Raw genomic sequence first — 21,827 nt, 5'->3', positions numbered from 1 at the left:
GGGGGTTACAGCATCCAGCCGAGTTCGGCGGCGGTGACCTGTTCCTCGAAGCGGCGCAGTTCGGCGCTTTTGCAGGTGTGCCACAGGGTGCAGAACGCCGGGCCGAGCAGCTCACGCAGCGGATCGCTGTGGCGGAACAGCGCCAGCGCCTCCTGCTGGCCGAGCGGCAAGGGCGCGGCGTTGTCGCTCTCGCAGCCGTTGGCGGCGGGCGGCAGCGGCAGCGGGTGTTCCAGCCCGTGCAGCAGGCCGCCGAGCATCACCGCCAGCGCCAGATAAGGGTTGGCGTCGGCGCCGGCCAGACGGTATTCGATGCGCTGGTTGGCGCTGTCGGCGCAGGGCAGGCGCAGCGCCACCGTGCGGTTGTTGTGGCCCCAGGAGGCGCGCAGCGGCACGTGCATGCCGGGGCGGAAACGGCGAAACGCGTTGATGTTGGGCGCCAGGATCGCCATCGACGCCGGCATCAGCGCCAGCATGCCCGCCATCGCCTGCTGCATGTTGTCGCTCAGTTCGCCCGGCGCGCCGGTCAGCAGGTTCTCGCCGTGCTCGTTCTGCAGGCTGATGTGAAAGTGCAGCCCGCTGCCGGCGGCGTGGGCGCAGGGCTTGGCCATAAAGCAGGCGTGCTGGTGATGTTGCTCGGCAATCTGCCGCGTCAGGCGTTTCAGCGCCATGATCTGGTCGCAGGCTTCCAGCACGCGCCGGCTGTGATGCAGATTCAGCTCATATTGGCCGGAGGCGGCTTCGGCCACCACGCCGGTCAACGGCAGGTTTTGCAGGCGGGCGTGCCGTTCGATGTCGCTCAGCAGCGCATGGTGGCGCTCGGGCGCATCCACCGCGAAGCTCTGCGTCGGGCAGGCTTCCGCCTCGGCGGGGTGCTGCGGATCCTGCAGGTAGAACTCCAGTTCGGCCGCCACCACCGGGAAGCAGTTGCGCTCGTGCAGGCGCTTCAGCACCCGTTGCAGCACCACGCGCGGCTCCAGCTCGCAGGCGCCGCCGTCGGCATTTTGCATCGTCAGCAGCAGCTGGGCGTGGCGTTCGGGATCGCGCGCGCAGGGGCGCAGCGTGCCGGGCACCGGCAGGCACAGACGGTCCGGCTCGCCCGCCCGCTGCCCCAGCCCGCTTTCTTCAATCACCCGGCCGTGCAGATCCAGGGCGTAGATCGACAGCGGGAAGTAGCAGCCTTTCTCCAGCCCAAAGGCTTCGGCGATCGGCAGCCGCTTGCCGCGCAGCTGGCCGTTCAGATCGTGCAGATAAATATCCAGCTGCTCGGTCTGCGGATAGCGCTGCAGGTAGTGTTCCAGCTCTTTGTGGAAGGCGCGCGTTGGCGAAGCGGGCAGCTCCGCCAGCAGCGGATTGAAGCCGATGATATTAGCATGCATGGCGCGCTCCAGAACGACGACCGGTCACGGCCAGAGGCAGGGATAAACGCATGGGACAACTCTCTTGTGAGGCCATAGCGGCGATGTGAAAAGGGTATCTGCGGCGGCAAAAACTGTCTGTAAAAACGCCGTAACGTTAACGGGGCGCGGAATAAAAATGCCGTAAAGAGCGTGGCGGCGTTGGCGGGTTGGCCGCGCCGGCACGGTCTATACTGGCGAGACGGGCCGTTGAAGGAGAGATAACGATGAAGAGAATAGGGCTGCTTATCGCCGCGCTGGCCGCGTTCAACGCCACCGCGTCTTCCCCACAGGCGTGGGCCGAGAGCGAAAGGGCGATGCGCGCCGCCTGCCTGAAAGCCAGCGGGCTAAAAAACGCCAGGGTGGAAGGGGCGATCGTTCACTACGGCGACGACGTCGGCTATTCGGCGCTGTTTATCGGCGGGCGCTACCCGCAGCCGTTTATGAAAAACAAGCCGGGCAGGGAGCTGTGCTTATATCAGCGCGCTACGCAGAAGGCGGCGGTGCAGGCGGTGGAGGGGGAATAAATAATCCCAGTCTCCTTACTGTAGCTGTATTTCTCCTTTGGGATTAATTCTTAAGTTGAATTCTTTCATGTATTTACGCCTTTCCGTGTCGTTATTCATCGAGACGCCGAGCAAGACGGAGTATTCCCCCTCAGCCCAGTTTACCTGCGGATAAGTGACGCATTGCCCTGGTTTCAGGTCAGGCAACGGAGTGACTTCTGGTGAGGTCCAGACGATATGCCATTGCTGTTGTTCCTGTCGTGAGACGAGCATTCCCCGGTTTTGCAGGCTGTCGCCGCTGCGAACACTGTTGATAGGCACGGCAAAGCAAGGTTGGTTGTCTTTTAGCGAGACATCCAACGGATGGTACCAGGGGTGAGTGGATTGACAGCCATTCAGTAGCAGTGCGCATAGCAAAGAGAGATAAAATCGATGTTCATCGGCCGTAAGTTTTCTGGCGTTTCCGTGAGTTGTGGCCATGGTTTTAATCCGTTAAAACATGAAAAAAACACCATAGCGAAAGTTCAGACACCATTAACCCACTTTGTCACAATCTTTTGCGTTCGCTCACAAGACGGAAAGGTAAAAGAGTTTCGGATGCAATCCATTGATTGATATAGAGAATAATTTTGTTGTTTTTATATTCATTCATTAATAAAAAGCCGGGTTACGTGCTTTATTACCTCGCCAAATCCGCATGTTTTCTTCTCTGTCCGATGCTGATGTCGCTGCTCACGTATCTCGTTGCATCCCATGTTCAAGTCGCAAGACGATAACCACCTTCTTTTGCCAGCTGCCAGGCAAAACGCCAACGGCGGTGTGGAGAAAATTATATATTCCGGTCTATCGTCTTGCCATAGATTGTACTCTATAATCAGGAGATGCCATGTGGACGGTAATGACAACGGAAGAGTTTGATCGGTGGCTCTGTGAGCAGGATGAATCGACGCAGGAAAAGGTGTTGGCCGCGCTGGTGATGCTCGAGCGTGCCGGGCCTTCTCTCCGGCGGCCTTTTGTCGACGTGCTGAAAGGTTCGTTGCATCCCAACATGAAAGAGCTGCGTATTCAGCACAAAGGGCGGCCGATTCGCGCTTTTTTCGCCTTCGATCCGGCGCGGCAGGCGATTGTGCTGTGTGCGGGCGACAAAACGGGTAATGAGAAGCGGTTTTATAAAGTGATGTTGCCCATCGCGGATGCGCAGTTCACCCAATATTTGATGTGTTATTTCAAGGAGTAACCCATGAGCACCTTAAAGCAACTGCTGGCCTCCCGCACCCCGGAGAGCCGCCGGCGCATCGAGGAAATGGCCGAAGAGATGCTGTTTGAAGCGCACCTGCACCAGCTGCGGGAAGCGCTGAATATTTCCCAACAGGAACTGGCGAAAACGCTGGGCATTTCCCAGCCTTCGGTCGCGGCCATCGAAGGGCGCGGCAACGAGCTGAAGATTTCGACCCTGAAACGCTACGTGGAAGCGATGGGCGGCACGCTGCGTCTGGACGTTGAGCTGCCGGGCGGCAAGCACGTCGGGTTTACGGTCTAAGCGCGGGCTGCGCGCCACTCCCCGCCATTTCCCGTTCGATCACGGTCGCCAGCGCCTGCGCGGCGGAAGAGAGTTGGTGCTGCGCCAGGCGGATCAGGCCCACGCGCCGTTCGATGATCGGGCCGATCAGCGGCACGCAGACCGCCCCCAGCTCATCCATCTGTTGCTCGCACAGCGCCGGCACCGCGCTGGCGCCGAGGCCGTTGGCCACCATGCGCCCGACCGTTACCAGCTGGTGGCTTTCAAACGCCACCTCCAGCGTTCGCCCGCTGCGGGCCAGTTCCTGCTCCAGCAGCAGCCGCACCGCCGATGGCCGCTGCAGGGTGATGAAATCCAGCGTCAGCAGCTCCTTCCAGCTTACCTGCGCCTTGCGCGCCAGCGCCGAATCCTTCGGCACCACCGCCAGAAAGCGATCGCGGCACAGCGGGGTGAAGTGCAGGGTGTCGCTCGGCTCCGGCTCGAAGGCGATGCCCATCTCCACCCGCCCTTCGCGGATCATTTCAAACACCTGCTCGTTGATGACGTCGTGCACCGCCACGTTGATGCCGGCGTAACGATCGCGAAACGCCTTGAGGATCGGCGGCAGCGGGTTGCCGGCGAACGACGGCATGGCGGCGATCGCCACCTTGCCCATCTGCAGGGTGAAGCGCTGGCGCATTGCCTCTTCCGCGTTGTCCCAGTCCGCCAGCAGCTGGCGCGCCATCGGAAAGAAGGTTTCCCCCTCCGGCGTCAGCGTCACCCGGCGGGTGGTGCGCAGCAGCAGCGGCCCGCCCAGCGCGTCTTCCAGCCCACGGATCGCCAGGCTGAGCGCCGGCTGAGAAATATTCAGCCGCTCGCTGGCCTGGGCGAAGTTCAGAGTGTGAGCTACCGCTAAAAACGCGCGTAACTGTTTGATGCTCATTTTCATTTTGGTTGGCGTTAACTCTTTGTTAATTTTCGGTTAACGAATGATTGATAAAAATTCTAAATGAATGCGGCATAAAAACAAAATTAACAAATCATTTTTGTGACCTGAAGATGCCCTCACGCAAGCCAGGGCATTTCGCCCTGCGCCGCAACATGCAGGGGCAACGATATGGCAGGGCTCGACAAACGCGTCGGCAGCTACCAGGAAGCGCTGGCAGGCCTGACGGACAACATGACGGTGCTGGCGGGCGGCTTTGGCCTGTGCGGCATCCCGGAAAATCTGATCGAAGAGATCCGCCGGCGCGGCGTGCGCGGGTTGACGGTGGTCTCCAACAACTGCGGCGTCGACGGGTTCGGCCTCGGGCGGCTGCTGGAAACTCATCAGATCCGCAAGGTGGTGGGATCTTACGTCGGCGAAAACGCGCTGTTCGAGCAGCAGGCGCTCAGCGGCGAACTGGAGGTGGATCTCACGCCGCAGGGCACGCTGGCGGAGAAGATCCGCGCCGGCGGCGCCGGTATCCCGGCGTTCTTCACCGCCACCGGTTACGGCACGCCGATCGCCGAAGGCAAAGAGGTGCGCGAGTTCAACGGCCGCCCTTACATCATGGAAACCGCCATCACCGGCGATTTCGCCATCGTTAAAGGCTGGAAGGCCGATTACTTCGGCAACGTCATCTACCGCCACACCGCACAGAACTTCAATCCGCTGATGGCGACCGCCGGGCGTATCACGGTGGTGGAAGTGGAAGAGATCGTCGCGCCGGGCGAGCTGGATCCGGCGGCGATCCACACCCCCGGCATCTACGTCGATCGGCTGATCCAGGGCACCTTCGAGAAGCGTATCGAACAACGCACCCTGCGGGCATAAGGAGAATTCGCATGCTTACCCGTGAACAAATGGCGCAGCGCGTGGCGCAAGAGCTGAGGGACGGTTACTACGTCAACCTGGGCATCGGCATCCCGACGCTGGTGGCCAACTACGTGCCGGCGGGCATGGACGTGATGCTGCAGTCGGAAAACGGCCTGCTGGGGATGGGCGAATTCCCGACCGAGCAGCAGCTGGACGCCGACATGATCAACGCCGGCAAACAGACGGTCACCGCGCGCCTCGGCGCGTCGATCTTCGATTCGGCGCAGTCGTTCGCCATGATCCGCGGCGGCCACGTCGATCTGACCGTGCTGGGGGCGTTTGAAGTGGACGTCGAGGGCAACATCGCCTCGTGGATGATCCCCGGCAAGATGGTCAAGGGCATGGGCGGCGCGATGGATCTGGTGGCGGGGGCGGAGAACATCATCGTGGTGATGACCCACGCCTCGAAGGGCGGCGAGTCCAAGCTGCTGCCGCGCTGCACGCTGCCGCTGACCGGCGCCAACTGCATCCGCAAGGTATTGACCGATCTGGCCTACCTGGAAATTGAAGACGGCGCATTCGTGCTGCGCGAACGCGCGCCCGGCGTCAGCGTGGCGGAGATTGTCGCCAAAACCGCCGGCCGGCTGATCGTGCCGGATCAAGTGCCGGAAATGCGTTTCTGAGACGGAGGTGAATGTGCAACAACGTGAAGTGGTGATCGTGGCGGCGACGCGCACGCCGGTCGGCAGTTTTCACGGCGCGCTGGCGCCGTTGACGGCGGTGGAACTGGGCACGGCGGCGGTGCAAGGGCTGCTGGCGCAAAGCGGCGTGGCGCCGCAGCAGATTGATGAAGTGATCCTCGGCCAGGTGCTGACCGCCGGCTGCGGGCAGAATCCGGCGCGCCAGACCGCGCTGAATGCCGGGCTGCCCGTGACGACGCCGGCGCTGACCATCAATAAGGTGTGCGGCTCCGGTTTGAAGGCGGTGCATCTGGCGGTGCAGGCGATCCGCAGCGGCGACGCCGACGCGGTGATCGCCGGCGGCCAGGAGAGCATGAGCCAGTCGCCTTACCTGATGGCCGGCGCGCGCGCCGGTCTGCGCCTTGGCCACGCGCAGATGGTGGACAGCGTGATCCACGATGGCCTGTGGGACGCGTTCAACGACTACCACATGGGCATCACCGCCGAGAACCTGGCGGAGAAATACGCCATCAGCCGTGCCGAGCAGGACAGCTTTGCGCTGCGCTCGCAGCAGAAGGCGCAGGCGGCGCAGCAGGCCGGGCGTTTCGCGCAGGAGATCACGCCGGTGACGGTGCCGAAGCCGAAGGGCGAGGCGCTGCTTGTTAAGCACGACGAACAGCCGCGCGACACCAGCCTGGAGGCGCTGGCGCGGCTGCGCCCGGCGTTTCGCAAGGAGGGCACGGTGACCGCCGGTAACGCCTCGTCGCTCAACGACGGCGCCGCCGTGGTGTTGCTGATGAGCGCGGAAAAAGCCGCTGAATTGCGTTTGCCGGTGCTGGCGCGCATCGCCGGTTACGCCTCGTCGGGCGTGGATCCGGCGATCATGGGCATCGGCCCAGCGCCGGCCGCGCGCCGCTGCCTGGAGAAAGCCGGCTGGCGGCTGGAGGAGGTCGATCTGATCGAAGCCAACGAAGCCTTCGCCGCGCAGGCGCTGGCGGTGGGCAAAGAACTGGGCTGGGAGGCGGAGCGGGTCAACGTCAACGGCGGGGCGATCGCGCTGGGGCATCCGATCGGCGCGTCCGGCTGCCGCATTTTGGTGTCGCTGCTGTACGAAATGCAGCGCCGCGGGGTGAACAAGGGGCTGGCGATGCTGTGCATCGGCGGCGGGCAGGGCGTGGCGCTGGCGGTAGAGCGCCCGTAAACAACCGAGGAGGGCACGATGCAGTCATCTGACTATGCGGTACTGGGCGCCGGATTGATGGGGGTGGGCATCGCCACCCACTTTATTCGCCACGGCCATGAGGTGCTGCTGTACGACCCGGATCCGCAGCGCCTGGCGGAGGCGCCGGCGGTGGCGAGCGGCATTCTGGCCGAGCTGAGCGACGTCGGGCAGTTTGATAACGCTGAGCGCGACGCGGCGCTGGCGCGGCTGCGCGTGACCGGCGATCTGAACGACGTGGCGCGCGCCCGGCTGCTTATCGAGGCGATCCCGGAACGGCTCGAGCTGAAGCACGCGCTGTATGAGCAGTTGGAAGGGCTGATCGCCGACGACGCGGTGATTGCCAGCAACACCAGCGGCCTGCCGCCGGACGAGCTGGCGGCGCGCATGACCCATCCGCAGCGCCTGCTGATCGCCCACTTCTGGCACCCGCCGCACCTGATCCCGCTGGTGGAGATCGTACCCGGGAGCGCCACCGATCCGCGCCATCTGGCGGCGGTGCAGGCGCTGCTCGGCGGGATGGCGCTGGAGGCGGTGCTGCTGGAGCGCGCCGCGCCGGGGTTTGTCGGCAACCGGCTGCAGTTTGCGGTGCTGCGCGAGGCGCTGCACATCGTCCACAGCGGCATCGCCAGCGCCGAGGTGGTGGATCAGGTGATGCGCGCTTCGCTCGGGCGGCGCTACGCCATGGTCGGCCCGCTGGAGGCCGCCGACATGACCGGGCTGCCGACGGTGGCGGACATCGCCCACCACCTGTTCCCGGAACTGGCGACCGGCGACGAGATGATGGCGCTGGTGGAACAGCGGCTGCAGCGCGGCGATACCGGCCAGCGCAGCGGCCGGGGATTTTATCTTTGGGATGACGCACGCAGGGAACGCATTCAACGGCGACGGGCGCATCAGCTGCGCTTTGCGCTGAAACCGTAATTTCGCACTCCGTACCTGACAATAACAACAACCACCCCAATGGATTTCGGGTTGCAGCCAGGCGGCAAGCGCGTGAATTCCCAGGAGCTTACTTAAGTAAGTGACTGGGGAGAACGCACGCAGGCAACAACGCTGCGGCACGAAAGACGCAGGGGAAAGAGGTGACCGATGAGCGTTTTGATTGCCCTGGCAGCACTGGGATTACTGATGCTGGCCGCCTACCGCGGCTACAGCGTGATTTTGTTCGCCCCGATCGCCGCGCTGGGCGCGGTGCTGTTGACCGATCCCGGCGCGGTGGCGCCGACCTTCACCGGGCTGTTTATGGAGAAGATGGTCGGCTTCGTGAAGCTCTACTTCCCGGTGTTCCTGCTGGGGGCGGTGTTCGGCAAGCTGATCGAGCTGTCCGGTTTCTCCCGTTCGATCGTCGCGGCGGCGATCCGCATTCTCGGCCGGCGTCACGCCATTCCGGTGATCGTGCTGGTGTGCGCGCTGCTGACCTACGGCGGGGTGTCGCTGTTCGTGGTGGCGTTCGCGGTCTATCCGTTCGCCGCCGAGCTGTTCCGCCAGAGCGGCATTCCCAAGCGGCTGATCCCGGCCACCGTGGCGCTCGGCGCCTTCTCCTTCACCATGGACGCCCTGCCGGGCACGCCGCAGATCCAAAACATCATCCCGACCAGCTTCTTCGGCACCAATGCCTGGGCCGCGCCCTGGCTGGGGCTGATCGGCTCGCTGTTCATCATCGCGGTCGGTCTGCTGTATCTTGAACGCCAGCGGCGCAAGGCGCAGCTGAAGGGAGAAGGGTACGGCACCGATCTGCTGAACGAGCCGGAAACCCCGGACGACATCAACCTGCCGAACCCGCTGATCGCCATCCTGCCGTTGATTTTGGTCGGGGTATTCAACCTTGGCTTCACCCATTGGATCCCGCAGTGGTACGGCGCCAGCCACGAGCTGACGCTGCCGGGGCTGGCCAAGCCGATCGCCACCGACGTGGCGAAGATCACCGCCATCTGGGCGGTGGAAGCGGCGCTGGTGTCGGGTATTCTGCTGGTGGTGGCGTTCGGCTTTCGCAATATTCGCGGCCGGCTGGCGGAAGGCAGCAAGACGGCGGTCGGCGGGGCAATTCTGGCGGCGATGAACACCGCCTCCGAATACGGCTTCGGCGCGGTGATCGCCGCGCTGCCGGGCTTTTTGGTGCTGTCGCAGGCGCTGTCGGCGATCCCCAATCCGCTGCTGAACGAAGCGATCAGCGTCACCCTGCTGGCCGGCATCACCGGGTCGGCCTCCGGCGGCATGAGCATCGCGCTGGCGGCGATGGCCGATAATTTCGTTGCCGCCGCCCACGCCGCGCATATCCCGCTGGAAGTGCTGCACCGGGTGGCCTCGATGGCCAGCGGCGGCATGGACACCTTGCCGCACAACGGCGCGGTGATCACCCTGCTGGCGATCACTGGCCTCAGCCACCGGCAGGCCTATGGCGGCATCTTCGCCATCACCCTGATCAAGAGCGCCGCGGTGCTGTTCGTGATCGGCGTGTTCTACCTGACCGGCATTGTTTAAAGGAGCGATACCATGAGTGTACAAGGCAAAACCGCGCTGGTGACCGGCTCGACCAGCGGCATCGGCCTCGGGATAGCGTCCGTGTTGGCCGCCGCCGGCGCGCGCGTGATCCTCAACGGCTTCGGCGACGTGGCGCAGGCGCAAGCGCAGGTCGCGCGGTTGGGCGCCGCGCCGGGCTATCACGGCGCCGATCTCGGTGATGCGGCCCAGATAGCGGACATGATGCAGTATGCCGAACGCGAGTTCGGCGGCGTGGACATTCTGGTGAACAACGCCGGCATTCAACACGTGGCGCCGCTGGATCAGTTCCCGGTGGAGAAATGGAACGCCATCCTCGCCATCAACCTGTCGGCGGTGTTCCACACCTGCCGATTGGCGCTGCCGGGGATGCGCGAGCGCAACTGGGGGCGCATCATCAACGTGGCGTCGGTGCACGGGCTGGTGGCGTCGAAAGACAAGTCGGCCTATGTGGCGGCCAAGCACGGCGTGGTGGGGCTGACCAAGACGCTGGCGCTGGAGACCGCGCGCACGCCCGTCACCTGCAACGCCATCTGCCCCGGCTGGGTGCTGACGCCGCTGGTGCAGCAGCAGATCGACAAGCGCATTGCCGCCGGCACCGACCCGCAGCGGGCGCGCGATGAGCTGTTGGCGGAGAAGCAGCCGTCGCAAGAGTTCGTCACGCCAGAGCAGCTCGGCGAGCTGGCGCTGTTCCTGTGCAGCGATGCGGCGGCGCAGGTGCGCGGCGCCGCCTGGAACATGGACGGCGGCTGGCTGGCGCAGTAGTGAATTCTCTTTCCCGGAGCGCGCAACGCGCTCCGTCGTTATTTCCCACCATGAGTTAATTCCCCTGCGTGACGGTTTACCTGCGGCAATAATATTTATTTGTTATTTGCTATCTTTATTCCCAGATAATCACGCCGGTTTATTTTGGGTGAAACGTGCGGATTGGTTTATTTCGTGCTGCGGTTATTACATTATTTTTCTTTGCGTTACAGATGAACACGTTTTTGCTGAAATTAAACCCAACCTGAAATAATGGCAGGTTATGGCGTGAATTTTTATATCTTGCGTGCGCTGTTCACATCGGGTAATTATTTCCGCGTGGCTTAAGACCACCGTGTTTATAACAATAATTTTTTCGGGCAGGGGTAATAATGAGAAAAAATACAACGCCAATATTCATTGGCGGCGTCTTGCTGTCGGCGTTATCCGCCGGCGCACAGGCCGAGATCACCATTCTGGATAAAAACCCGCAGAGCAATGTGTTGCTGGCACCGCTCAGTTTAAAGGTGGGCGGCAGCATTCGCCCCGAGTGGATCTTCAATAACGGCCCGGAGCCGGGCTATGACAAAAACGGCCACGACGGCGGCACGCGTTTTCGCTTCAGCGGCGACTATGCGCTGACGCAGGACACCTCGATCGTCGGCTATTACGAGTGGGGCGTCGATCTGGCGCACGCGCTCAGCTGGGACGGGCACTATAACGAAGACGGCAAGCGCGACTATCAGCGCCAGCTGTACGCCGGTTTCAAAGACGATCGTTACGGCACCCTGACCTACGGCCATCAATACGGCATCTATTATTCGGTGGTCGGCATCAAAAGCGACGTCTGGGATAACGATGGCCATGCGGGCGGCACCGGCATCGGTATTTCCGGCGACTACGACGGTGGCAATAAACCGAAAAACAGCATCAAGTACACTAATGATTTCGGGCCGGTAACGCTGTACGCCAACTATTTATTGCCGGAAGACGATCTGCACACCGCGGATAACCTGATTTATCGCCGCAAGGGCGGGGGCGGGCTGGGCTTCGATTACAAGGTGACGAAGGATTTTACCTTCAGCGCGGCCTACAGTTATACCGACGCGAAGATCAAAGACAATCTGTACAACGAAAAGGATTATCACCAGCAGCTGTCCGGTACCGCGTTGACCTGGCAGCCGAACAACTGGTACATCGTCGGCACCGCCAGCTACTACAAAGACTATGTGCCGAGCACCCGCCAGCGCACGCTGTCGCACTTCTTCGCCGGTGACGGCTACGGGTTGGAAGGCTTCGTCGGTTACACCTTCAATATCGACAAGCCGTTCCTCAAATCGATCCAGCCATACGTGGCGGCGGACTCGCTGCGGCTGAAGGGGCACGAGGCGTATCACGCCAACCACGTTTACCTCGGCGCGGGCACCACCATCGGTTACGGTCTGTCGGTGTATGTGGAGCGCACGCTGGCCAACAGCAGCGACAACGAGCCGGACTCACCTGGATTACGGTGTTCTACGACTTCTGATTTTCACCTGCTCCAAGCCGGCGCCTGCGCCGGCTTTTTCACATGGTAATTGCGCCGCCCAGGGTTTCTCCAGAGGCGTTGCGCTCCGCCAGGTAGCGCGCCGGCGGTTTGCCTACCGCCTTTCTGAACATGGTGACGAAGCCGCTGGCGCTCTCGTAGCCCAGATCCAGCGCCACCGTCTGCACGCTCTCGCCCTGCGTCAAGCGCTGCAGCGCCAGCATCACGTGCAGCTGGCGCCGCCAGTGGCCGAAGCTCATGCCCATCTGTTGTTGCAAGGTGCGGCTGAGGGAGCGCTCGCTCATGCCGATGCGCTGCGCCCACTGCCCGAGGGTGGATTTGTCCGCCGGGCAGCTCAGCATGCCTTCGGTCAACTGCCGGATGCGCGCGTCGTCGGATACCGGCAGGTGCAGATTTTCGATCGGCGCGGCTACCAGCTGATCCAGCAACACCGCCGTCAGGCGCCCTTCGGCGCCCTGTTCGTCGTAGAGCGGTTCGAAGGTGGTGGCTTGCAGCAGCAGCTCGCGCAGCAGCGGCGAGACCGACAGCGTGCAGCAGTTTTGCGGCAGACCGGCGGCGGCATGTTGATCGACGAACAGGCAGTAGGCCTCGGTGGAGCCGGCGCCCTGGGCGTTGTGCAACACGTTGCCCGGCATCCACAGCGCGCACTGCGGCGGCACCAGCCACAGCCCGTTTTCCGCTTCGCAGCGGATCATGCCGCGTACCGTGTAGATCAGCTGCGCCTTCTGGTGGCGGTGCGGCTCGATTTCCCAATCCTGCTCGAGGGTCGAACCTTGCAGGGCAAACAGCGGGCGCGGCACCTGATCGATATCCAGACAGCGGCGGGGGATCTGTACTTTCATGAGAACAATTCTCAATTTGGCGGAATTGAAAAGTATTATGTCCTGATTGCGCAATGCGGTCTAGCGCCGGTGCCGATAAAGTAAGCGCCAGCCCTAAACCATTTCCTGAGGAAACTGATTATGTCATTGGATACCGCCGATTTTCCGCTGGTATGGATGCGCCAAAACGGGCGCGATACCCAGGCCGAGCTGGCCGAATTCAGCGCGCTGCTGGCGCGCGCCGAGCCTTTTGTCCTGATGACCGACCGCAGCGTCGGCGATGAAGAAGAAGAGCACGATCGCGATGCCCGCACCCAGGTCGCGCTGTGGAAACGCGATAACCGCGAGGCGCTGAAGCTGTGGGTGAAAGGCATGATCATGCTGGAGCCGGACGACGCCAAACGCGCGGCGGCGGAAGAGTTCGCCGAATACGGCGCTAAGTTCTGGGGCTATCCGGTGCTGGTGGCCGCCGATGAAGCTGCAGGCCGGGTATTGGCGCAGACGTTATTGTTAAAATAAGGGGAATACCATGCACCAGCAACAGGTGATTGAACAGCTGCTGGCCTGGATCGAGCAGAGCCTGGATCAGCCGCTGACGCTGGACGACATTGCCGCCAAGTCCGGCTACTCCAAGTGGCATTTGCAGCGGATGTTCAAGCAGCATACCGGCCATATTCTCGGCACGTACGCGCGCCGCAGAAGGCTGACCGCCGCCGCGCGCGAACTGCGCCTGACCGGCACCAGCGTGGCCTGCATCGCCGACACTTACCAGTTCGATTCGCAGCAGACCTTCACCCGTTGCTTCCGCAAGCAGTTCGGTTTGCCGCCGGCCAGCTATCGCCGCAGCCAGGATTGGTCGAGCTATGGCCTGCAGCCGCCGCTGCGGCTGACCGAAACGCCGTTGCCGCAGGCCGATATCGTGACGCTGCCCGCCATGCAGCTGGTGGGCCATACCCAGCGCCGCAGCTTTACGCTGGGGCAGCTGGCGGCCTCCAAGTGCGAGCTGCGCCGCCACGCCTGGCGGCAGCTGCTGCCGCCGCAGGCGCTGCCGGAGGTGGTATACGGCCTCACCAGCCTGGAGGTCGATCGGCAACGCCGGGGTAACCCGCGCATGGCCTACACCGCCGCTCTGCCGGACGAAGGGGCGATGGGGGAGCGGGTGACTATCGAACAGGGCGAGTATGCCCGCTTCACCTATCAAGGGCAGGAGGAAGGGTTACAAAACTTTATCGTCCGATTGTATGACACCGCGATGCCGCAGATGAACGCCATCCGTCGGCCGGGGCAGGATATCGAGCTTTTCTACCCGGCGCAGGAGGGCCGCTGCCCGCTCGGCGGCGCGGCGATCCGCTGCGAATATCTGATCCCGATCCGGCGGGTAGAAGCGTTGGCCGCCGCCAGTTAGGCGGCGGTTCTCGCAAAAAATCGCCTTCGTGGCGCTTCAGGTTACAAAAAATTGCGATATTACATCGGTAATGGTTCACACTTTGATTGATGTGCACATATAATGCGCATCCGGTCAAATCCCCCCTGTATTTCAGGCCGCAGCGCTTGGCTGCCGGCTGAAACCCATCGGGGTAAAAGTGGCCGTAGAAACCGATCCCCCTAATCGCCAGTGGCCTTGACCAACACGAAGATGAAAATGAGCATTCGCGCGTTATTAACCCTGTTTACGGCACTGGTTGCATTCAGCCAGGCTGCCTTCGCCGTCGTTTACCCGCTGCCGCCAAAAGACAGCCGTTTGGTGGGCGAAAATATCCAAATCACCGTACCGGAAGACAGCAAACTGCCGCTGGAAAGCTTCGCCGCCCAGTATCAGATGGGGCTGAGCAACATGCTGGAAGCCAACCCGGGCGTGGATCCGTTCCTGCCGAAGGCCGGCAGCACCCTGACCATCCCGCAGCAGCTGATCCTGCCGGACGCGCCGCGTGAAGGCATCATCATCAACAGCGCCGAGATGCGTCTGTACTACTACCCGAAAGGCTCCAACACCGTGGTGGTGCTGCCGATCGGTATCGGCCAGCTGGGCAAAGACACCCCGCTGAACTGGACCACCACCGTGCAGCGTAAGAAAGACGGCCCGACCTGGACGCCGACCGCCAAGATGCGCGCCGAATACGCGGCCGACGGCGAGATCCTGCCTGCGGTGTTCCCGGCCGGCCCGGACAACCCGATGGGGCTGTATGCGCTGTATGTTGGCCGCCTGTACGCCATCCACGGCACCAACGCCAACTTCGGCATCGGCCTGCGCGTGAGCCACGGCTGCGTGCGTCTGCGCGCCGACGACATCAAGTACCTGTTCCAGAACGTGCCGGTCGGCACCCGCGTGCAGTTCATCAACGAACCGATGAAAGCCACCGTCGAACCGGACGGCTCGCGCTACGTGGAAGTGCACAACCCGCTGTCGGCCAACGAAGAGCAGCTGCAATCCAAAGATCCGGTGCCGCTGACCATCTCCGCGCCGGTCGGCAAAGTGCTGATGGACGCCGGCGTCAACCAGAGCGAAGTGGACGCGGCGATCAAGGCCCGTTCCGGTATGCCGGTGAAAGTGAACTGATTGCCTTCCGGCCTCAGTGAAAATGCCAAGAAGACGCCTGCGGGCGTCTTTTTTTATGCCCGTAAAACATGCTGTTGCGTGTGCGTGCGCAATGATGCCCCCAACGTTGCACTGAAAGAAGTCATTATGCGCGTCATCATGCAAATCGGGTTTCTCATGGTGGTCGTCATCAATGTTTAAAGCGATGCTGGCGGGGAGGAATGCACTGGAAAAGTGTCTCACTAAGTGCTACGTTTTTACGGGAAGCCCATCGCAATGCGTACATTTAAAACTTGTTGGTTTAGCAGGAAAGCTCGGGCTCACGGCATCACCGATAAGGCGTTGTGTCGGGCAGTAAAAGATGTGCAACGGGGTTTGGCTGCAGATTTAGGAGGTGGCGTATTTAAAAAACGTCTTAATCATAATCGCGACCGCGCGTTGGTATTAGCGAAAAATGGTCGGCACTGGGTGTTTGTTTTTTTGTTTGCCAAGCAGGCCCAGACCAATATTACAGGGGCAGAATTACACGCTTTTCGCAAGTTAGCGATGCAGTTTGGCGCGTTGAGCGACGACCAGGTCGAGTCCCTGGTTGTGAAAAAAGAATGGATGGAGATTTGCCATGAAGCAGGAAAAAACGTTTCGGAGCCCGGCCTTTGAGGCGATTCACAGCGCCGCTGAAGGATTGCATCGTGCTGGCGCCATTTCTCTGGAAACCCTACGCAGTTTTGATGAGTCTTGCCTTGCTCCGGTCGAGATGTTGCAGCCCCAGGAGATCAAAGCGTTGCGCGAGCAGTTACGTTTAAGCCAACCGGTTTTTGCCCGTTATCTGAATACCAGCGTGTCGACCATACAAAAATGGGAGACGGGGGTGAAACGGCCGGGCGGCGTGTCGCTTAAGCTGCTTTCGATCGTAAGCAAGCACGGGCTTGAGGTCTTGTTGTAGTGACCGTTTGGGCTGTCACTATTATCACATTATCCCCTCTGGCTTTGGTTCTCTGAAATGCCCGTCTCGCAATTATTCCAATAAAAACTATCGCTAATTAATAAGTTATATCTCTTCCGTTATCGCCTGCCAGTGAAAAAATTCTCGCAAAAAATCCACGCTGTGAAAATAAGATCACACAAGCGTAACAAAAGGTAAACAAACCCCTCCTATATTGGCTGCTTCGCTTTTGGGAGGGAGTGTCATGCGTAACTGGAACGAACCGAAAAAGAACAAAGCGCACATCGAACTGATCCCGATGATCGACGTGATGATGTTTTTATTGGTGTTTTTCGTCTTGATTAGCCTGAACGTCATTCCTGCGCTCGGGCTGAAAACGCAGCTGCCGTCCGCCGGCAGCGCGCAGCAGCTGAAGCCGCAGAAGAAAGCGATCATCACGCTGGGGGCCGACGAACAGCTGCAGCTGGATGGCCAGCCGATCGCGCTCGACGCGCTGGTCAACACGCTGAAGCAACAGCAGCAGGCCAACCAGACCACCACCATCATCGTCAACAGCGACAAGGGCGTGGCGGTCGAGCGGCTGGTGGCGGTGATGGACAACCTGCGCCAGGGCGGTTTCTTCTCCGTCTCCATCGCGACACGGAAGCTGTGACATGTATCTGCTCTATCGCTCACGTCATCTTTTCAGCTGGTTGCCGGCGCTGATTGTCGCCGGTTGCCTGCTGTTCGCCAGCCAGCAGGCGGCGCTGAAGATCCAGCCGCGCTACGACGAAACCGCCATCGAACTGGCGCTGGTGGAGCCTGAACCGGCGCCTGAACCTCAACCGGAAACGCCGCCGGAGCCCCAGCCAGAACCGCCGCCGCCCGAGCCGGAGCCGATCCCCGAACCGGTAGTGCCGGCGCCGGAGCCGATCGTGGAAGCCAAGCCGGTGCCGAAACCGCAGCCGAAGCCCAAACCCAAACCGGTGAAAGAGAAAGCCAAACCGGTAGAGAAGCCTAAACCGACGCCGGCGCCCGCCGCCCCGCGCGCGCTGGTCAGCAAACCGGCGGCGCAGCCCGCACCGACCGCCCCGGCCGCGCCGAAGGTGAATGCGCAGGCGATCGAAAACGGCTATCTGCTGGCCTTGCGCCGCGAGCTGGAACAGCGCAAGCGCTACCCAAGCGGGCGCCAGGCCTCGCTCGAGCGCCCGCAGGGCAACGTCGAAGTGTGGCTGGAGGTCGATCGCAGCGGGCGGGTGCTCTCTTCCGGCATCGCCAACAAAGCCGCCAGCATGTTGCTGAACCGCGCGGCGATGAGCAGCCTGCAAAGCATCAGTTCAGTAAAGCCGTTCCCGAGCGAGGCGTTCGCCGGGCAAACAACCAAAAGATTTACCGCGACGTTCAATTATCAGGCGCCTTAGCGCAAGGGTTAATCGTTTGATTTTTATGGGATGCACACAATGAAATCGTTTAATCGTTCTGGGATCTATCTGGCGGTGATGTCGGCGATGCTGCCGGGCGCCGCGCTGGCGGCCGACGCCACCGATGTCGGCACCATCAGCGTCAAGGGGCAGTCGCTCGGCGGCGGCATGATGGTGCAGGATGACAGCGCCAAGGCGCGCTCCACCGTCACCAAAGAAGCGATGGACAAAATGCCGTCGGCGGCCAACGCCATCGATAAGCTGAAATACACGCCGGGCCTGAACGTCAACAGCAACGACGCCAGCGGCCTGAGCGGCGTGGACTACACCATGCGCGGCATGAACTCGGATCAGATCGGCCTGTCGATGGACGGCATCCCGATCAACGACTCCGGCAACTACGCGGTATACCCGAACCTGCTGGGCGATGCGGAGAACCTGGAAGAGGTGTTCGTCACCCAGGGCTCCTCCGAAGCGGACGGCCCGCACATCGGCTCCAGCGGCGGCAACATCGGCCTGGTGACGCGCCGCCCGGCGAAAGACTTCGGCGGTTTCCTCAAGCAGACGCTGGGCAGCAATAATCTGAGCAAAACCTTTGCCCGCCTGGAGACCGGCGAATACAACGGTTTCAGCAACTGGATATCTTATTCGCACACCGAGGCGAAGAAGTGGCGCGGCGAAGGGCGCCTGTACTCCGACAAGTTCGAGATGAACTCGCTGTATGAAGACGGCAACGGCAACAGCAGCAATCTGGTGATGAAGTACAACCGCCAGAACAACACCAACTACAACACCCTGAGCAAGGCGCAGTTCCAAAACGATGGGCGTGGTACCGATTACGCCACCACGCCGGAGTACAACAGCAAAGGGCAGTTGAACAAATATTACAAGATCGAACGCAACCCGTTCGAGAACTTCACGCTATCGTTCACCCAGAAACTGCAGCTGCGCGACGACCTGTCGCTGACCCTGCAGCCGTATTACTACTGGGGCAACGGCGGCAGTTTCAACGGCCAGACGGCCTCGGTATTGTCCAGCACGTCGGACAGAGCCGGGCAGTATGACCTCAGCAACCTGCAGTCCAACACCTATTACCGCCCGTCGTGGACCCAAACCTGGCGGCCGGGCATCACCACCAAGCTGAAGTGGGACATCAACGAGCAGCACAGCCTGGATATCGGCTACTGGTATGAGCGTGCGCGCCAGCTGCAAACCCAGCCGTTCATCAGCATCAAGGACGACGGCAACCCGGCGCAGATTTGGGGAAAACCTGGCGGCTCCGATCAGGTGAAGGACGCCAACGGCAATACGGTGCAGGGGCGCAACCAGTACACCATCACCCCGGCGCAGAAGGTGTGGTTGCAGGATACCTGGTTCGCCACGCCGGACTGGACCTTCGTCGGCGGCCTGGCCTATCAGTATGTGGAGCGCAAAGGGGACAACCGCGGCAGCCTGTACAACGTGCCGGAGAAGCGCAAAGCCACCTATCATGAATTCCTGCCGAACTTCAGCGCCAGCTACAAGGTGAACCAGGAAAACCAGGTGTTCTACAACCTGACGCGCAACATGCGCACGCCGCCCAACTACGTGCTGTACAACGTCGGCGACTCGCTCAGCACCAAGCCTGAGCTAAGCTGGAACCACGAACTGGGCTGGCGTTTCCAGCAAGAGGACATGCTGCTGAGCGCCACGCTGTTCTACATGCGCTACAGCGATCGCCAGATCTCCACCACCAACGCGGCCGGCGACTACGAGATGATGAATATCGGCAACGTGGAGAACAAAGGGCTGGAGCTGGAGTGGAGTGGTCAACTGCCGCATAACTTCAACTACTACACCTCGTATACCTACACCGAATCGAAGCAGAAGAACGATATCGTCAGCAACGGCGGGCTGCCGCTACCGACTTCCGGCAAAGAGGTGCCGAACGTGCCGAAAAACCTGCTGAACATGACGCTGGGTTATGACGACGGGCTGTATTACGGCAGCGTCAGCGGCAAGTACGTCAGTGCGTTCTACGGCGATCTGACCAACGACGAGAAGATCGGTGGCCGCACGGTGTTCGATCTGGCGGCGGGTGTGCATCTGCCGGTGGACAAGAAAATCGTCAAAAGCGCCGCGCTGCGCTTTGGCATCAGCAACCTGTTTGACAAGGAATACCTGACCTCGGTGCGCACCACCACCTTCAACGCGGCGCCTTACGGCGGCGTGAGGGCCAGCACGCCGTATTACAACGTCGGCGAAGAACGCACCTTCAGCGTCTCGCTGGAAGCCACCTTTTAACTGAATGCCCCGCCGCCTGCCGGGCGGCGGGGAAGAGGAGCCCTGTATGGACGCCAATCTGTTGCACGACATTATTTTCTACGTGATGTACGCCGCGCTGGCGATTGCGCTGGTGATCATCATCGAACGCACGCTGTACTTCGCCTACACCCAGCGCCAGGCGCGCCGGCTGGAGCAGGCGCTGACGCCGGACGTGCGCCGCGCCGCCGATCTGCCGGACGAGCTGACCCAGCGCAACAGCCTGCCGATGGCGGTGATCGCGCCGGTACTGGCGCAGAAACACCACGCCGGCGACCGCGAGGCGATCGGCGATCTGATCGACGCCCAGTACCTGCTGAGCAAGCCGCCGATGGCGCGCGGCCTGTGGCTGCTGGAAACCGTGGTCACCGCCGCGCCGCTGCTGGGGTTGCTGGGCACGGTGATGGGGATCATCGAAACCTTCAAGGCGCTGGCCGCCTCGGGGGTGTCCGAGCCGAGCCTGGTGTCGGCCGGGATGGGCACCGCGCTGTACGCCACCGGCCTCGGCATCGCCATCGCGCTGCTGTGCCTGGTGGCCAACAACTTTCTGCAGAGCCGCATGGAGCGCATCAACGAACTGCTGAAGGTGCTGCTGATCCGCGCCGGCCAACCGGCCAGCCGCCCGGAGAGCGGCAGCGGCGAACAATGGGTTGACAGCGGGGCGCCGCGCTATGCCTAATGGCCATCCAGTACGGCGGCCGCTCGGCCGCCTTTATACGGCATTGTGGGGCGGATGTTTGTTGATGTTGAGCCAGAGCGCCGCGGCGCGTTTTGCTATTCCCGGCTATGAGCTGGTGTACACCGCACCGGTGGAAACCGCGCTGCAGGCCGACGATCTGCGCAACACCGCCGAGGTGTGGCGCGAGATGTTCGACGCGGCGAAAACCCGCATCGATCTGGGGCAGTTTTACGTGGCGAATCAGGACGGTTCGCTGCTGGACGGCGTGCTGCAGCACCTGAAGGCGGCCGGCGAACGCGGGGTGAAAATCCGCTTTTTGCTGGAAGAGAAGGGCCTTCGCATGTCTACCGCCGAGACGCTGGAACAGCTGAAGGCGATCCCCAATCTGGAGCTGCGCATCATTCCTTACCAGAAGCTGAGCGGCGGCATTCTGCACGCCAAATATCTGCTGGTGGACGGCGAGCAGGCGTTCGTCGGCAGCCAGAACTTCGACTGGCGCGCGCTGGAACACATTCACGAAACCGGGCTGCGCATCAGCGACGCCAAGGTGGTGGGGCAGATCCAGGCGATCTTCGAGCAGGATTGGCAGGCGCAGGCGCTGCTGGCGCAGGATAAGCCGGTGCCGGCGCTGCCCGATTCGCCGCCGACGGCGCAGCCGCAGGGCAACTATCTGGCGGCCAGCCCGCGCGCCTACAACCCGGCGGGGGTGATTGACTCACAGGCCGAGCTGCCGCGCCTGCTGGCCGGCGCCAAGCGGCGGGTGCGGGTGCAGGTGATGGACTACGCGCCTCTGTCGTTCGGCCCGGAACGCAGCCGCCCCTTCTATGCGGTGATCGACAACGCGCTGCGCAGCGCGGCGGCGCGCGGGGTGCAGATCGAGCTGATGGTGGCCAACTGGAACACCAAAAAGCCGGATATTGCCTGGCTGAAGAGCCTGGCGCTGGTGCCGAATGTGCAGATCAAGGTGGTGACCATTCCGCCGGCCAGCAGCGGCTTCATTCCGTTCGCCCGCGTCATCCACAGTAAGCTGATGACCATCGACGATGAGATTGCCTGGGTGGGCACCAGCAACTGGACCGGCGGCTATCTGGACAACTCGCGCAATCTGGAGCTGGTGATGCACAGCGCGGCGATGAGCGGGCGGTTGGACAAGCTGTACCAACAGCTGTGGAACAGCGTCTACGCCGAACCGTTGCGGCTGGATTACGACTACCCACCGCCCAAGCCGGGCGGCGAATCCTGATGGTCAGGGCGCGGTTA

The 21,827-nt window shown here is 61.9% G+C and carries 22 protein-coding genes and 2 pseudogenes; 20 read left to right on the top strand and 4 right to left on the bottom strand.

What is annotated here, in order from left to right; genetic code table 11:
* Positions 1-5: 5 nt before the first annotated feature.
* The gene (locus ACJ8MK_RS12825; RefSeq protein WP_442517781.1) at positions 6-1,376 is read right to left on the bottom strand and encodes a glutamine synthetase family protein; all 1,371 of its coding nucleotides are present in this window, start codon (positions 1,374-1,376) and stop codon (positions 6-8) included.
* 245 nt (positions 1,377-1,621) lie between these two features.
* Here ACJ8MK_RS12825 and ACJ8MK_RS12820 point away from each other — a divergent pair, with 245 nt between their 5' ends.
* Entirely contained in the window at positions 1,622-1,921 is a 300-nt protein-coding gene (locus ACJ8MK_RS12820; protein WP_060440840.1) for a hypothetical protein, read from the top strand.
* A 15-nt stretch (positions 1,922-1,936) separates the two neighbouring features.
* On the opposite strand, the gene ACJ8MK_RS12815 is transcribed toward ACJ8MK_RS12820, so the two are convergent.
* On the bottom strand, positions 1,937-2,380 hold the full coding sequence (locus ACJ8MK_RS12815) for a putative T6SS immunity periplasmic lipoprotein (protein WP_308332931.1): 444 nt from the start codon (positions 2,378-2,380) through the stop codon (positions 1,937-1,939).
* Positions 2,381-2,786: 406 nt separating this feature from the next.
* On the opposite strand from ACJ8MK_RS12815, the gene ACJ8MK_RS12810 reads away from it, so the two are divergent.
* Both ACJ8MK_RS12810 and ACJ8MK_RS12805 read left to right on the top strand, forming a co-directional pair.
* Complete coding sequence (locus tag ACJ8MK_RS12810) at positions 2,787-3,137, top strand: type II toxin-antitoxin system RelE/ParE family toxin (protein ID WP_033645671.1); 351 nt, start codon at positions 2,787-2,789, stop codon at positions 3,135-3,137.
* 3 nt (positions 3,138-3,140) lie between these two features.
* On the top strand, positions 3,141-3,440 hold the full coding sequence (locus ACJ8MK_RS12805) for a helix-turn-helix domain-containing protein (protein WP_019453270.1): 300 nt from the start codon (positions 3,141-3,143) through the stop codon (positions 3,438-3,440).
* Here the strand turns inward: ACJ8MK_RS12805 and ACJ8MK_RS12800 are convergent.
* Complete coding sequence (locus ACJ8MK_RS12800; RefSeq protein ID WP_033648568.1) at positions 3,430-4,347, bottom strand: LysR family transcriptional regulator; 918 nt, start codon at positions 4,345-4,347, stop codon at positions 3,430-3,432. The genes ACJ8MK_RS12805 and ACJ8MK_RS12800 overlap by 11 nt on opposite strands.
* Positions 4,348-4,515: 168 nt before the next feature.
* On the opposite strand from ACJ8MK_RS12800, the gene ACJ8MK_RS12795 reads away from it, so the two are divergent.
* From ACJ8MK_RS12795 to ACJ8MK_RS12765, 7 genes and pseudogenes are all read left to right on the top strand, one after another.
* Positions 4,516-5,214 (top strand): CoA transferase subunit A, encoded by a 699-nt coding sequence (locus ACJ8MK_RS12795; protein ID WP_033648567.1) that lies wholly within the window; start codon positions 4,516-4,518, stop codon positions 5,212-5,214.
* A gap of 11 nt (positions 5,215-5,225) precedes the next feature.
* The gene (locus tag ACJ8MK_RS12790) at positions 5,226-5,879 is read left to right on the top strand and encodes a CoA transferase subunit B (RefSeq protein ID WP_060706976.1); all 654 of its coding nucleotides are present in this window, start codon (positions 5,226-5,228) and stop codon (positions 5,877-5,879) included.
* Between the two features lie 13 nt (positions 5,880-5,892).
* On the top strand, positions 5,893-7,077 hold the full coding sequence (locus ACJ8MK_RS12785) for an acetyl-CoA C-acetyltransferase (protein WP_049212493.1): 1,185 nt from the start codon (positions 5,893-5,895) through the stop codon (positions 7,075-7,077).
* A gap of 18 nt (positions 7,078-7,095) precedes the next feature.
* Positions 7,096-8,019, top strand: coding sequence for a 3-hydroxyacyl-CoA dehydrogenase family protein (locus ACJ8MK_RS12780; RefSeq protein WP_442517780.1), 924 nt, complete (start codon positions 7,096-7,098; stop codon positions 8,017-8,019).
* 168 nt (positions 8,020-8,187) lie between these two features.
* Positions 8,188-9,579 carry a GntP family permease gene (locus ACJ8MK_RS12775; RefSeq protein ID WP_041037758.1) on the top strand — a complete coding sequence of 464 codons (1,392 nt, stop codon included), beginning with the start codon at positions 8,188-8,190 and terminating at the stop codon, positions 9,577-9,579.
* Positions 9,580-9,591: 12 nt separating this feature from the next.
* Positions 9,592-10,362, top strand: a complete 771-nt coding sequence (locus ACJ8MK_RS12770; RefSeq protein ID WP_103829892.1) for a 3-hydroxybutyrate dehydrogenase — start codon at positions 9,592-9,594, stop codon at positions 10,360-10,362.
* Positions 10,363-10,733: 371 nt separating this feature from the next.
* Positions 10,734-11,869, top strand: a pseudogene (locus tag ACJ8MK_RS12765) (porin).
* Between the two features lie 38 nt (positions 11,870-11,907).
* On the opposite strand, the gene ACJ8MK_RS12760 reads toward ACJ8MK_RS12765, so the two are convergent.
* The gene (locus tag ACJ8MK_RS12760; protein WP_033652829.1) at positions 11,908-12,729 is read right to left on the bottom strand and encodes an AraC family transcriptional regulator; all 822 of its coding nucleotides are present in this window, start codon (positions 12,727-12,729) and stop codon (positions 11,908-11,910) included.
* A 120-nt stretch (positions 12,730-12,849) separates the two neighbouring features.
* Between ACJ8MK_RS12760 and ACJ8MK_RS12755 the strand changes: the two genes are divergently transcribed.
* The 10 genes and pseudogenes from ACJ8MK_RS12755 to ACJ8MK_RS12710 all read left to right on the top strand — a co-directional run bounded on the left by ACJ8MK_RS12755 (position 12,850) and on the right by ACJ8MK_RS12710 (position 21,810).
* A complete protein-coding gene (locus tag ACJ8MK_RS12755; RefSeq protein ID WP_033636939.1) occupies positions 12,850-13,227 on the top strand; it encodes a hypothetical protein in 378 nt (125 codons plus the stop codon).
* Positions 13,228-13,237: 10 nt separating this feature from the next.
* The gene (locus ACJ8MK_RS12750) at positions 13,238-14,113 is read left to right on the top strand and encodes a helix-turn-helix domain-containing protein (protein ID WP_041037762.1); all 876 of its coding nucleotides are present in this window, start codon (positions 13,238-13,240) and stop codon (positions 14,111-14,113) included.
* 231 nt (positions 14,114-14,344) lie between these two features.
* Positions 14,345-15,262: pseudogene (locus ACJ8MK_RS12745) on the top strand (L,D-transpeptidase family protein); the annotation flags it as partial.
* A gap of 258 nt (positions 15,263-15,520) precedes the next feature.
* Entirely contained in the window at positions 15,521-15,901 is a 381-nt protein-coding gene (locus ACJ8MK_RS12740; RefSeq protein ID WP_080335466.1) for a type II toxin-antitoxin system RelE/ParE family toxin, read from the top strand.
* Positions 15,864-16,187, top strand: coding sequence for a helix-turn-helix domain-containing protein (locus ACJ8MK_RS12735; protein WP_041037764.1), 324 nt, complete (start codon positions 15,864-15,866; stop codon positions 16,185-16,187). The genes ACJ8MK_RS12740 and ACJ8MK_RS12735 overlap by 38 nt, the downstream gene beginning before the upstream one ends.
* Before the next feature lie 244 nt (positions 16,188-16,431).
* Positions 16,432-16,839, top strand: coding sequence for an ExbD/TolR family protein (locus ACJ8MK_RS12730; RefSeq protein WP_004933244.1), 408 nt, complete (start codon positions 16,432-16,434; stop codon positions 16,837-16,839).
* Between the two features lies 1 nt (position 16,840).
* Entirely contained in the window at positions 16,841-17,587 is a 747-nt protein-coding gene (locus ACJ8MK_RS12725; protein ID WP_049194524.1) for an energy transducer TonB family protein, read from the top strand.
* 39 nt (positions 17,588-17,626) lie between these two features.
* Entirely contained in the window at positions 17,627-19,870 is a 2,244-nt protein-coding gene (locus tag ACJ8MK_RS12720; RefSeq protein ID WP_033636947.1) for a TonB-dependent receptor family protein, read from the top strand.
* 46 nt (positions 19,871-19,916) lie between these two features.
* Positions 19,917-20,567, top strand: coding sequence for a MotA/TolQ/ExbB proton channel family protein (locus ACJ8MK_RS12715; protein ID WP_197767058.1), 651 nt, complete (start codon positions 19,917-19,919; stop codon positions 20,565-20,567).
* Positions 20,560-21,810 (top strand): phospholipase D-like domain-containing protein, encoded by a 1,251-nt coding sequence (locus tag ACJ8MK_RS12710; RefSeq protein WP_039567548.1) that lies wholly within the window; start codon positions 20,560-20,562, stop codon positions 21,808-21,810. Before ACJ8MK_RS12715 ends, ACJ8MK_RS12710 begins: the two co-directional genes overlap by 8 nt.
* Positions 21,811-21,827: the final 17 nt, after the last annotated feature.

This window comes from Serratia sp. CY38905, from assembly GCF_052168875.1.
Lineage (GTDB): Bacteria > Pseudomonadota > Gammaproteobacteria > Enterobacterales > Enterobacteriaceae > Serratia > Serratia sarumanii.
The sequence above is the reverse complement of the archived record's forward strand: the minus strand, read 5'-3'. Positions and strand labels throughout refer to the sequence as shown.